Origin of the sequence: Desulfovibrio psychrotolerans (assembly GCF_013340305.1) — a bacterium.
Taxonomy (GTDB): domain Bacteria; phylum Desulfobacterota; class Desulfovibrionia; order Desulfovibrionales; family Desulfovibrionaceae; genus Halodesulfovibrio; species Halodesulfovibrio psychrotolerans.
The window spans coordinates 520,762-532,269 of the sequence record NZ_BLVP01000001.1; the positions used below are offsets into that span (position 1 = coordinate 520,762).

Annotated in this window: 10 protein-coding genes; 8 read left to right on the plus strand and 2 right to left on the minus strand. The window is 59.4% G+C overall.

The genetic code is table 11. The features are described 5' to 3' along the window. Nucleotides 1–4 precede the first annotated feature (4 nt). The 8 genes from guaA to recQ all read left to right on the plus strand — a co-directional run bounded on the left by guaA (nucleotide 5) and on the right by recQ (nucleotide 8,263). Complete coding sequence (gene guaA, locus HUV26_RS02300) at nucleotides 5–1,555, plus strand: glutamine-hydrolyzing GMP synthase (RefSeq protein ID WP_174408458.1); 1,551 nt, start codon at nucleotides 5–7, stop codon at nucleotides 1,553–1,555. A gap of 30 nt (nucleotides 1,556–1,585) precedes the next feature. Then, nucleotides 1,586–2,029 carry a Sec-independent protein translocase protein TatB gene (gene tatB / locus HUV26_RS02305; protein ID WP_174408459.1) on the plus strand — a complete coding sequence of 148 codons (444 nt, stop codon included), beginning with the start codon at nucleotides 1,586–1,588 and terminating at the stop codon, nucleotides 2,027–2,029. A gap of 437 nt (nucleotides 2,030–2,466) precedes the next feature. Further along, nucleotides 2,467–3,237 (plus strand): twin-arginine translocase subunit TatC, encoded by a 771-nt coding sequence (gene tatC, locus HUV26_RS17060; RefSeq protein WP_444979610.1) that lies wholly within the window; start codon nucleotides 2,467–2,469, stop codon nucleotides 3,235–3,237. A 70-nt stretch (nucleotides 3,238–3,307) separates the two neighbouring features. Further along, nucleotides 3,308–3,901: an imidazoleglycerol-phosphate dehydratase HisB gene (gene hisB / locus HUV26_RS02315; protein WP_174408461.1), complete on the plus strand. Its 594-nt coding sequence runs from the start codon at nucleotides 3,308–3,310 to the stop codon at nucleotides 3,899–3,901. Then, complete coding sequence (locus tag HUV26_RS02320) at nucleotides 3,898–4,542, plus strand: hypothetical protein (protein WP_174408462.1); 645 nt, start codon at nucleotides 3,898–3,900, stop codon at nucleotides 4,540–4,542. Before hisB ends, HUV26_RS02320 begins: the two co-directional genes overlap by 4 nt. Further along, a complete protein-coding gene (gene hisA / locus HUV26_RS02325; protein WP_174408463.1) occupies nucleotides 4,539–5,273 on the plus strand; it encodes a 1-(5-phosphoribosyl)-5-[(5-phosphoribosylamino)methylideneamino]imidazole-4-carboxamide isomerase in 735 nt (244 codons plus the stop codon). The genes HUV26_RS02320 and hisA overlap by 4 nt, the downstream gene beginning before the upstream one ends. Before the next feature lie 195 nt (nucleotides 5,274–5,468). Beyond that, nucleotides 5,469–5,966: a putative phage head morphogenesis protein gene (locus tag HUV26_RS02330; protein WP_174408464.1), complete on the plus strand. Its 498-nt coding sequence runs from the start codon at nucleotides 5,469–5,471 to the stop codon at nucleotides 5,964–5,966. A gap of 11 nt (nucleotides 5,967–5,977) precedes the next feature. Continuing rightward, nucleotides 5,978–8,263 carry a DNA helicase RecQ gene (gene recQ / locus HUV26_RS02335; RefSeq protein WP_243451224.1) on the plus strand — a complete coding sequence of 762 codons (2,286 nt, stop codon included), beginning with the start codon at nucleotides 5,978–5,980 and terminating at the stop codon, nucleotides 8,261–8,263. A gap of 6 nt (nucleotides 8,264–8,269) precedes the next feature. On the opposite strand, the gene HUV26_RS02340 is transcribed toward recQ, so the two are convergent. Then, the gene (locus HUV26_RS02340) at nucleotides 8,270–10,906 is read right to left on the minus strand and encodes a putative bifunctional diguanylate cyclase/phosphodiesterase (RefSeq protein ID WP_174408465.1); all 2,637 of its coding nucleotides are present in this window, start codon (nucleotides 10,904–10,906) and stop codon (nucleotides 8,270–8,272) included. A 376-nt stretch (nucleotides 10,907–11,282) separates the two neighbouring features. Next, nucleotides 11,283–11,507 (minus strand): MoaD/ThiS family protein, encoded by a 225-nt coding sequence (locus tag HUV26_RS02345; protein ID WP_174408466.1) that lies wholly within the window; start codon nucleotides 11,505–11,507, stop codon nucleotides 11,283–11,285. Nucleotide 11,508: the final 1 nt, after the last annotated feature.

The following is an 11,508-nucleotide window of genomic DNA, read 5'->3' on the forward strand; positions in this document are numbered from 1 at the left end:
ATCCATGGAATCCATCAGCAAAGTCATCATTATAGACTACGGTTCGCAGTTCACGCAGCTTATCGCGCGGCGCGTGCGTGAAGCAGGCGTGTATTCTGAAATCCACCCCTGCATCGTCACGGCGCAGGAAGTGAAGGCCATGCGCCCCTCTGCCGTCATTCTTTCCGGCGGTCCCGCCAGCGTGGGCGATGCAGATGCCCCCGCGCTGGACATGGGTTTTCTGCAACTGGGCGTGCCCGTGCTGGGCATATGCTACGGCATGCAGTTGCTGGCGCACAACATGGGCGGCGCCTTGGCAAGCTCGGAAACCCGTGAATACGGCCCTGCCGACCTGCAGATTCTGAAGTCCTGCCCCCTGTTTGAAGGCATTGCGCAGGAAGATGCCTCCCGCGTCTGGATGTCGCACGGCGACAAGGTGAAGGCAGCCCCGGCCGGGTTTGACGTTGTGGGCCGCACGGAAACGCTGGATATCGCCGCTATGGCGGACGAATCCAGAAACATCTATGCGCTCCAGTTCCACCCGGAGGTGCACCACTCCGTGGACGGCACGCAGATGATCAACAACTTCCTGTTCAAAATCGCCAAAATCAAGCCGGACTGGACCATGTCCGGATTCATCGAAAGCGTTATCCGCGATGTGCGCGAAGCCGTGGGACCGGAAGGCAATGTGGTCTGCGGGCTTTCCGGCGGCATAGACTCCACCGTGGTCGCCGTGCTGCTGAATAAGGCCATAGGCCACCGCCTGCACTGCATCTTTGTGGATAACGGCCTTATGCGCGCGCAGGAAGTGGAAGAGGTTTCCAGCTATCTGCGTGAGCACTTCGACCTTAACCTCACAGTTGTGGACGCCAGCGAACGGTTCCTCTCCAAGCTGGCAGGCGTGGACGACCCCGAAAAGAAACGCAAGATCATCGGTTACGAGTTCATCGAGATATTTGATGAAGAAGCACACCGCATTGAAAATGTGGCCTATCTCGCACAGGGCACGCTCTACCCGGACGTGATCGAATCCATCTCGCACAAGGGCCCCTCCGCCGTCATCAAGAGCCACCACAACGTGGGCGGGCTGCCGGAGAAGATGAAGCTCAAGCTCATCGAACCCCTGCGCGAGCTTTTCAAGGACGAGGTGCGCAAGGTGGCCATGGAACTGGGCATGCCCGATTCCATTGTATGGCGCCATCCCTTCCCCGGTCCGGGGCTTGCCATCCGCATCATCGGCGAAATTACGGCCGAGCGGCTGGAAATCCTCAGAAAAGCGGACAAGATCGTGCAGAACGAGTTGACTGCTTCCGGCTGGTATCGCAAAGTGTGGCAGGGATTTGCCGTTCTGCTGCCCCTTAAGACCGTGGGCGTTATGGGCGACGGGCGCACCTATGAGCACGTTATCGCCCTGCGCATTGTGGACAGCGTGGACGCCATGACGGCGGACTGGGTGCGCATGCCCTCCGAGATTCTGGAGCGCATCTCCAGCCGCATTATCAATGAAGTTAAGGGTGTGAACCGGGTGGTCTACGACATTTCGTCCAAGCCCCCGAGCACCATTGAATGGGAATAGTGTAAACCTCATCACCTCAGGCGAAACTGCATGTTCGGAATCGGCACTACTGAAATACTGGTCATTCTTGTTGTGGCCCTTATCGTTCTCGGTCCGAAGAGTCTGCCCAAGATTGCCCGCTCCATGGGCAAGGGGCTGGCGGAATTCCGCCGTGTTTCCACGGACTTCCAGCGAACCATAAATCTGGAAGTAGACATGGAGGAACACGAAAAGCGTAAGAAGGAAGCCGCCAAGCGCCTGTATGGTGACGAGGACACGGAAGAGACGAAGCCCAAACCCAAAAAGAAGAAAAAAGCCGCCGCCAAAACGGCTGAAGCCAAGACGGAAAAAAAAGTGACGGGTGACCTTGCCGTTGCGCCTGAGCCTGAACAGAAGGCGGGAACCGAACCCGTCGATACTGACGGTACAGGCAAGGACCCCGTTGCCGCCGCAACCGATGCTGCCGCAAACAATGCCACCGGGGATAAGGCATGAGCGATACCCCCAAGACCCCGCTTGACGACGGGCGGGAAGAACAGGACGCTTCTGCGGATACCCCCGGAGAGGATTCCGGCATTTCTTCCGGAGCGTCTGAAATCACGCCCGGAGACGCCGTTTCGGACACGACCGGTGCGGTTTCCGGTAATTCCGTTACCCCGTCTGGCGGCACAGAAGATGATTCCAACGCCGGGCCGAATGCGTCTGTTGACATGCCCGCAGGCGAACCTGCTGGCGAGTCAGTTGACGATTCCGGCCCGGCGGATTCGGAATCCGTTCCCCACCCTCCGCCGCCTTTCCCTTTTGAACAGGACCCGGAGACCGGAGCGTCGGACGATCCTTCCCTGACCGCCTCCTCTGAGGATGATGACGACGACGAAGAAGAAGAAGAAGAAGAAGAAGAAGAGGAAGAGGAGGAGGAGGAAGAATCCCCCATGACCCTCATCCAGCATCTGGACGAATTGCGCAAAAGGCTGAAGTACATAGCCTTTGCAGCAATAGCCGGATGTCTGGCCTGCTACGGTTTTGCCGAGCGCCTTTTCGGTTATCTTGTGGCTCCCATGGTGGACTACATGCCGGAAGCGAGCAGCTTCATCTTCACGGCACCCCATGAAGCCTTCCTCACCTATCTGAAGGTGGCTGCTCTGGCAGGGATATTCCTGGCCAGCCCGTACATATTCTATCAGATATGGGCTTTCATCGCGCCCGGCCTGTATGATGAAGAACGGAAATACATCATTCCCGTGGCACTCTTTTCTGCCATTTTCTTCATCGGCGGGGCATCGTTCGGCTATTTCATCGTCTTCCCTGCCGCATTCGAATTCTTCATGAGTTTCAATAACGAGCACATTCAGGCCATGCTGAAGCTGGATGAATATCTGAGTTTCTCCATCAAACTGCTGCTGGCCTTCGGATTGGTGTTCGAAATGCCCCTTTTCGCTCTCATTCTCAGCCGCATAGGCATCCTCACGGCAGACATGATGCGCAAAGCTCGCCGCTACTCCATTTTGGGAGCGTTTATTGTGGCGGCCATTCTTACTCCGCCCGACATCTTCTCGCAATTGTTGATGGCGGGCCCCCTGCTCATCCTGTACGAGGTGTCCATTATCGTGGCCAAGGTGTTCGGTAAAAAACGCCGGGGAGCCGAGGAACCTGAAGAAGAAAAAGAAGAAGAAACGGAAGAAGCCGCCAAGGCGGAAAGCTAGCGGCTGCATGCCAATACAACGCCCACGACGGGGCCGGTTGCCCGGTTCCATGCAGCGGGAGGATACTATCATGACGGAACGAACCGCCAGCATAGAACGCACCACCAGCGAAACGACCATAGCCCTTTCGCTTAATCTTGACGGCACAGGTGCCGTGCAGGTTGACAGCGGCTGGGGTTTTGCCGACCACATGCTCACGCTCATCGGCTTCTGGGCCGGGTTTGACCTCACCCTGCGTTGCAAGGGGGATACGCATGTGGACGCACACCACACGCTGGAAGACGTGGGCATCTGTTTCGGGCAGGCGTTGAACCAGTGCCTTGCGGACAAGACGGGCATCCAGAGGATAGGCTTTGCCAAGGTGCCCATGGACGAAGCCATGACCGAGGTGAATATAGACATCTCCGGCCGCCCCTATCTGGTCTACCGCGGAGATGAGCTTCTGCCCCCGGTTATGGCAGGAGAAGAAGCGGACCTGTGGAGGGAATTCTTCAAGTCCGTTGCCTTTGCCGCAAAGATGAATATGCATATATGTTACCTGTATGGCAAAAACGGCCACCATCTGCTCGAATCGGCCTGCAAGGGGCTGGGTCTGGCATTACGCATGGCAGCAAGCCGTACACGCGCACAACTTCTCAGCACAAAAGGGAGTCTGGATTCATGAAATACCGCACCCTCATCCAACTGGCCCTTGCCGTGGCGGCGGTGCTCACCCTGGGAGCATGCCAGCAGATAACCCAAGGCCCGCGGCCGCTCCCGGAGCAGGCCATAGGCGTTGCCCAGTTCACCCAGCCCACCCATACGTGGGATCTGCTCGCGGGGTATATTCCCGATGGCCAGCCCAAGGTTGACGACAAGGTGTTGCGCGATTTGGACGAATCCTTCGAGACCCTGCTCTTTCGGCAGACCAAGCGACGGTACGTCAGCTCCGGTGCAAGCACCCGCTGCCTGGAAATGGACATGCGTAAGCGCAACGGCTCCACCACCGCGCTGGAAACATGGCTGGACGTGGGCCGCTGCATGAAGGTGGACCTGCTCATCGTGCCGCATATTCTGGCATGGAAGGAGCGCGACGGGGGAGATATGGGCACGTTCATTCCCTCCGCCGTTACCATGGATATTTTCGTCGTCGACATCGTCAAAGAGCGGGTTAGCGCCCGTTACCACTTTGAGGAAACTCAGGAAAACCTTGCCAGCAACCTCATGAACTTTGACAAGTTCATGGAACGCAAGGGTAAGTGGATAACCGCCCGCCAGCTTGCGGAAGAAGGCATGCGCACGGGCATAAAGGAGCTGGGCCTGTGATCATCTTTCCCGCTGTGGACATAAAGGGTGGACAGGCCGTTCGCCTGAAGCAGGGCCGTGCGGACGAGGAAACCGTTTTTTCATCCGATCCTGTAGCAATGGCCCGCCAATGGCAGGACGAAGGCGGACAATGGCTGCACGTGGTGGATCTGGACGGCGCGTTTTCCGGTGAACCTGTAAACCGCTCCCTCATCCGGCGCATTTGCTCCAACATAGACATTCCGGTGCAACTGGGCGGCGGCATACGCGACATTGAAACAGCCCGCGCCTACCTTGATTCCGGCGTCTCCCGCCTTATCATCGGCACCATGGCTCTTGCCGAACCGAACCTCTTCGGCTCGCTGTGCAAGACGTTTCCGGGAAGAATCGGCGTCTCTCTGGATGCCGAAGGCGGCAGGCTGAGGACAAAGGGATGGGTGGAAGATTCCGGCCTTACGGTCTACGATGTGCTTCCCCGTCTGGAAAAACAAGGTGCAGCCTTCATCATCTATACAGACATTGACCGTGACGGCATGCAGACCGGCGTAAACCTGCCGGCTCTGAAAACACTGGCAGAAACGTCCTCGCTGCCGGTCATTGCCGCAGGCGGTGTAGCCACCATGGATGATGTGAAGGCCCTGTACCCCCTAAGCCGCACTGCCAATCTGGAAGGAGCCATTTCCGGACGCGCCATCTACACGGGCACCCTCAATCTGCGGGAAGCCACAGCGTGGATTGCCGCACAGGGATAACGCTCCCTTTTGCCGCCTGATACGCCTGCGTATGCGCCCGTTCGTATGTTTCGGGCGTTTCGCGGGTATATCCGGCTTCGGCTTTCCGGCCCCTCCGGGCTTACGCGCCCTATTCCATAAACAACAACGCCGGGCACCGGGCATCTCTCCATAACGCAACCGGCCGCCCAACGCACAGAATACGGACCACCCGCCATGAGCATTGATTTCAAAGATCTCGCCAGCCGTCACCCGCTGTTCTCCCGGCTGACAGGACAGGTCATCTGGCTGCTCTTTGAAGAACACAAGGCCTCTTCCGAAGACATAGACGCCTTTATGGAACACTACCTCGCGTGGCGGAACGAACAGCTTTCCGTCATGGCCGCGCTGGAAGCCAACAGGGGAGCCTATCTGCGCATTACCACAGACCCGCCTCTCAACACGGGGAACGATGCGCCGCACATTGCCTCGCGCCCGCCATGCAAGCATTGCCGCTCGCTCCACGGTGCCATTCTGCCTGCATCGCATCCGGACATCATCCGTTGCCTGCCGCCTTTTGCGCTGGGCTGCCGCTGCCGGGCAGAGATAATTACCACCGAACAGGTCCCCCCAAACGCACCGCTCATCTTCTCGTGCGAAATGCCCCGGCGTGAACTGCACTGCGCCAGCGAGTGGATATTCTCCGTTCCGTGGGCCAAGCACCGCAAGTCCTGACGGGGCGGGCCGTGCAGCAAATCCTTTCGAACCGCTCTGCGCTTCCGTGCGACGATCCGCTGGAGGTGCTGCGCACCGTCTACGGCTACCACGCCTTTCAGGGGCGTCAGGAAGAAGTCATACGGCATGTCGTGGCCGGTAACGACGCGCTTGTGCTTATGCCCACAGGCGGCGGCAAATCCCTGTGCTACCAGATTCCTTCGCTGATGCGTCCGGGAACGGGCATCGTTGTGTCTCCGCTTATCGCCCTTATGCAGGATCAGGTGCAGTCGCTCACGCAAATGGGGGTCCGGGCCGCCTTCCTGAACTCCAGTATAGGCCCTGCCCAGCAACGGGAGGTGGAATCCCGGCTCCGGCAGGGCGGGCTGGACCTGCTCTATGTGGCCCCGGAAAGGCTCGTCACCCCGGTATTTCAGGAACTGCTGCGCTCCCTGCCCATAGCCCTCTTTGCCATAGACGAAGCACACTGCGTTTCGCAATGGGGCCACGACTTCCGGCCGGAATACACGCAGCTGAGCCTGCTCCACCGCCTGTTTCCGCAGGTGCCCCGCATTGCGCTCACCGCCACGGCGGACGGGCCCACCCGCCGCGATATCGCGGAGCAGTTGCAGCTCCAGAACGCCTCTGTCTTTTCCACGGGATTTGACAGACCCAACATTTCCTACACCGTGGTGCCGAAAAGCCGTGGCGCGGACCAACTGCTGGAGTTCATAACCCGCCGCCACCGGGGAGAGGCGGGAATAGTCTACCGCATTTCCCGCAACAAGGTGGAGGAGACGGCCTCGCTGCTGCAGGAGCACGGCCTTGCCGCCCTGCCGTACCATGCAGGCATGACAGCCATTCAGCGGGCGCATAATCAGGAACGGTTCATGCGCGGGGAAGGGGTGGTCATGGTGGCCACGGTTGCCTTCGGCATGGGTGTGGACAAGCCAAACGTCCGCTTCGTGGCCCATATGGAACCCCCCAGAAGCCTTGAAGCCTACCATCAGGAAACCGGACGTGCGGGGCGCGACGGGCTTCCGGCAGAGGCATTTCTTACATATGGGCTTGCCGATGTGGTCATGCTGCGCAAAATGATAGGCTCTGCACAGGAGAACCCGCGCGCCCACGTGGAACACAACAAACTGGATGCCCTGCTGGGATTTCTGGAAACAACGGAGTGCCGCCGCAACGCCCTGCTCTGCTATTTCGGGGAAACACCCCCGGCCCCCTGCGGCAACTGCGACACCTGCATCACCCCGCCGCACACATGGGACGGCACCGTGGCCGCGCAAAAGGCACTTTCCGCCGTCTACCGCACGGGGCAACGCTTCGGTGTGGCCCACCTTGCCGATATTCTTGCAGGCAAACTCACCCGCAGGGTATCTGATCACCGCCATAATGAACTGAAAACCTTCGGCTGCGGCAAAGAGCTGGGCAAGGATATGTGGAAGTCCGTCTTCCGCCAGCTTGTGGCGCAAGGGCTGCTGGATGTGGATATGGAAGGGCATGGCAGCCTGCTGCTGAACCGGCACAGCTGGGAGGTGCTCCGGGCGGAACGGGGTGTCCGCCTGCGGAAGGACACTGCGGACACCCGCAGCACACACCGGAACGCTTCGCCAGAGACGGATGCCGAACTGCACGCTGCTCTGGCCCATCCGGCAGGCAGCGCCCTGCTCACCGCCCTGCGGGAGGAAAGGCTCCGGCTGGCGGAAACGCAGGACGTGCCCCCCTATGCCATCTTTCCGGACAAAACCCTCATGGAAATGGCGGCCTACCGCCCTTCCTCGCTGGATGAGATGAGCAATCTCTACGGCGTGGGGCAGGCCAAGCTTACCATGTACGGGCGCGTTTTTCTGGATATTGTGGCCCGGTGCGAGGCCGAGCACGGCAGGCCTCAGGCGGTTCTGCCCATTCCGCAACGTGCCGGGGAAAAGGAAAAACGCCGCGCTGCCCGCAAGAACCGGGGCATGACCGATACCCTGCGCGCATCGGTGGAGCTTTTCCGCCGGTTGGGCAATGCGGAAGCCGTAGCCCGTGAACGCGGATTGGCAGACGGCACGGTCTACGGTCATCTGGCGCAGGCTATAGGATTCCGCGAACTGACGCTGGATGAGATGACAAGGGGCATCCCCCCTGAACAGGTGGACGAAATGCGCGAAGCCATAGGCGCATGCAACGCCACGGGAGCGGGCATCCGGGGTGCCTTCGAATCCTTGCAGGGACGGTATACGTATGGATTATTGCGGTGCGTTGCCACAGACCTGCGGCTCTCTTCCGGAGAAAACGGCCCGCACGCAGAAACGGAAGACTGGTAGTCCTGCCTAGCCTACCTCAAAAGGCAACCTGCCGTGTTCCATGATGCGGAAAAGGCGATCCTGTGTGACGGGACGCGAGAAAAGATACCCCTGCGCAGCCTCGCACCCCAGTTCCGCTAGCACGGCGGCCTGTTCCTGCGTTTCCACCCCCTCCGCCACCACCTCTATGCCCAGCCCCCGTCCCAGGCTGACAATGGCCTGCACTATGCCGCGCGAAGCCCTGTCTTCCAGCACGGTGGAGGTGAAGGTGCGGTCAACCTTGATCATATTCACGGGGAACTGACGCAGATAGTTGAATGAAGAGAACCCGGTGCCGAAATCATCCAGCGCCACGCGCACGCCAAGCTCCTTGAGCTTCCACAGGCGCTCTCGCACAGCCTCTTCCCCCTTGAGCAGGGTGTTTTCCGTAATCTCAAGGCAGATGTCGGAAGGAACGCACCCGGAACGGCTGATAATGCGGGTGAACACGTCCAGCAAATCCCAGCGGCGGAAGCTCAGGGCAGAAACATTCAGGTTCAGCACCATGGGCCGGACAGCTTCGCCCCGCTCGCGCCATGACGCAATGACGGCACACCCGAATTCCAGCATCTGGCAATCCAGCCCGAACACAAGGCCCGCCTCTTCCGCCGCCTCCACAAACTCATCGGGCATGCGTAACGCACCGCCCGGCTGCCGCCAGCGTGCCAGCACCTCAGCGCCGCGCACCCTGCCGGACTGCAAGGTAACATATGGCTGAAACACAGGAATAAATTCCGAGAACTCCAGCCCGCGCCGGATGGCGTTTTCCAGCTGGAGCATATCCTTCATACGCTCATTCAGCTTGCGGTCAAAAACCTCATAGCGCCCAGGTCCCGCTTCTTTGGCGCGGTACATGGCGGCATCGGCATCGCGCAGAATATCTTCGGGCTTTTCATAGTCGCGCGCCTGAAACACCGCGCCTATGCTTGCTCCGCTATACACGTCCACGCCGTCCACACTGAAGGGCATCTTCAATTCGTTCAGTATGCGCTGCACCGCATGGGTGGCCTGAATGGCTTCGCCGATATCGTCCAGAAGAATAGCAAATTCATCACCGCCAAACCGGGCAAGGGTATCGCAGTCGCGAAGGCAGCACTTCACTCTCCGTGCAAACTGCATGAGCAGGGCATCGCCCGCCTTGTGCCCCATGCTGTCGTTCACCACCTTGAACCGGTCCATATCCATGAACAGCACGGCAAACCGGTAGTCCGGATACCTGCGGGCGCGTCGCACAGCCCCTGTGAGCCTGTCCATGAAAAGGCTGCGGTTGGGCAGCCCGGTGAGTGCATCATGAAACGCCATGTGCATAAGCCTGTCATCGGCCAGCTTGTGCTCGGTAATATCTTCCATGAGCACAACGGCAAAGGAAAACGTGCCGCGCAGATCAAGTACGGCGGTGAAGGTCTGCCTGCACCAGAATAGCGCGCCGGAAGCAAGGCGGCATTCGCAGGAGAGCGTAAAGGATTCCAGCCTGCCGGAACGCAGTTCGCCAAATTGTCTGAGGGCTTCGGAACGATCGTGCTGATCCACGATGCAGTCCGTAATGTCGGTGCCGGGCAAGGCATCGGTCCGCATCTCGAACATTTCTGCCATGCGCCCGTTGCTTTCCAGAACCGCGCCCTGCGGCCCGACCATGCACACGCCCAACCCGGAATGTTCAAATACCGCGCGAAAACGGGCCTCGCTGGCGCGCAATGCCTCGCGCTGCTGAAATGTTTCTATGGCCCCGCCCACATAGCCGGAGATGAGTTCCAGCAAATTCAGGTCGTCAGGGGTATAAACATCGTCGTCGGAATAACTGCGCACCGCAAGCACACCAACGCTGCGCCCCGCATGGGTACGCAGAGGCACTCCCAACCATACGGCGGGACGGGGAATGGCCGGGCAGACAATGCCCTTGCTTTCCAGTTCCTCAATTTCGCATCGCGTGATGAGAAAGGGACGCCCCCACACGAAAACAAACTCCGTGAGGCCGTTCCCGAAATCGCGCCCCGAAGGGGTGGTGCGGCGGGTGTCTGAAAAATAAGGGAAAGTAATCCGGGAACCGGGACCGTCCGTCAGGGCTATGGAGCAGTTTTCCGCCGGCATCAGTTTGCGCATGACGCGGTGAACCCCGCTCATGAGACCGCTCAGGGTGTGTTCGCCCAGAATGGTCTGCGTAAGCAGTTGCAGAGCGGCGTAAGCCTTTTCGCTTCTCGCGCCCCGTGGCTCCTCTGCCGCGCCGCCTGTCTCCGCTGGCAACAGGCGTAACAGCCGCAGAACATAGCGTGTATTGGTCTGCACATCGGTAAGGGGGAACAGGTCAACCTGTGCGGCAACATTGTTCCCGCCCCCCGAGCGGACGCAGGTACGCAGGCTTCCGGAATCCTGCCCGCCTGAGGCTACAGCCCTGAAGAGTGCCTGTTCGTCCGCAGGGCTGCCACCGGCAGGAGACGTCTCTGCAAAAAACCGGTGCCGGGAGTGGACGTTGCAGCCTGTAACCCGCTCCATTTCTGCATTCAAATATACCGGCTCACCTGCGCACGTATAGACGGCCACTCCCACGGAAGCGGCATCAAACAGCCTGAAAAGCGCACCGTCAAACGGGCGCGATCCGGTCTGCGCTAAAGTCTGTTGCTGCGGCATTCGGGTTCCTATGAATACAGAACGCCGGACTATACGTCCCGGCAAGGGCCAAGGCAACCACTAACCTGTTGCCACAGGCAGTAAAATGCGGCTGCAACATCCCTTAAAAAGGTCATTCTGGGCAAGAAAAGGGGCACGGCCAAGGTACGGAAGAGGTACGGAAGGGGTACGGAAAAGGCACGGAAGGGGGCAAATCTGGGGTGCTGAGAAGCGGTGCCAATGCGGCGCACAGCGTAATGAGAATCCGGCAGGATATCTGTGCAACCGCCTGCACGAGCAAGGAAAGGCAGTGGACCGTGATGCCTGTCACCGGCTGCCCAGCAGGTATTGTGGCAGCCGGTTGCCCCGGACAATCGCGTGTCCGGATCAGGAAAAATTAGCCTCCGCCCACCGCAGGGAAAAGACCCAGCCGGTCGCCGGATGAAAGAACAGCCTCCGGCTGCACATGTACGCCGTTTATGAAACGGATTTTCACCTCATCTGCCGGAATCTGCAGCAGGGCGATGACCTCTTCCACCCGCGTTCCCTCTTCCACGTCCAGCACGCCCTCTGCGGGAGCATAGTGGGCAAGGGTGGCAAAACATTTGATTTCTATACGCATA

What these genes read in the sequence shown, in the direction of transcription:
- hisB (WP_174408461.1), top strand. Translation starts at nt 3,308, where the DNA reads ATGACGGAACGAACCGCCAGCATAGAACGCACCACCAGCGAAACGACC.
- guaA (WP_174408458.1), top strand. Translation starts at nt 5, where the DNA reads ATGGAATCCATCAGCAAAGTCATCATTATAGACTACGGTTCGCAGTTC.
- tatC (WP_444979610.1), top strand. Translation starts at nt 2,467, where the DNA reads ATGACCCTCATCCAGCATCTGGACGAATTGCGCAAAAGGCTGAAGTAC.
- HUV26_RS02330 (WP_174408464.1), top strand. Translation starts at nt 5,469, where the DNA reads ATGAGCATTGATTTCAAAGATCTCGCCAGCCGTCACCCGCTGTTCTCC.
- tatB (WP_174408459.1), top strand. Translation starts at nt 1,586, where the DNA reads ATGTTCGGAATCGGCACTACTGAAATACTGGTCATTCTTGTTGTGGCC.
- HUV26_RS02345 (WP_174408466.1), bottom strand. Translation starts at nt 11,507, where the DNA reads ATGCGTATAGAAATCAAATGTTTTGCCACCCTTGCCCACTATGCTCCC.
- HUV26_RS02340 (WP_174408465.1), bottom strand. Translation starts at nt 10,906, where the DNA reads ATGCCGCAGCAACAGACTTTAGCGCAGACCGGATCGCGCCCGTTTGAC.
- HUV26_RS02320 (WP_174408462.1), top strand. Translation starts at nt 3,898, where the DNA reads ATGAAATACCGCACCCTCATCCAACTGGCCCTTGCCGTGGCGGCGGTG.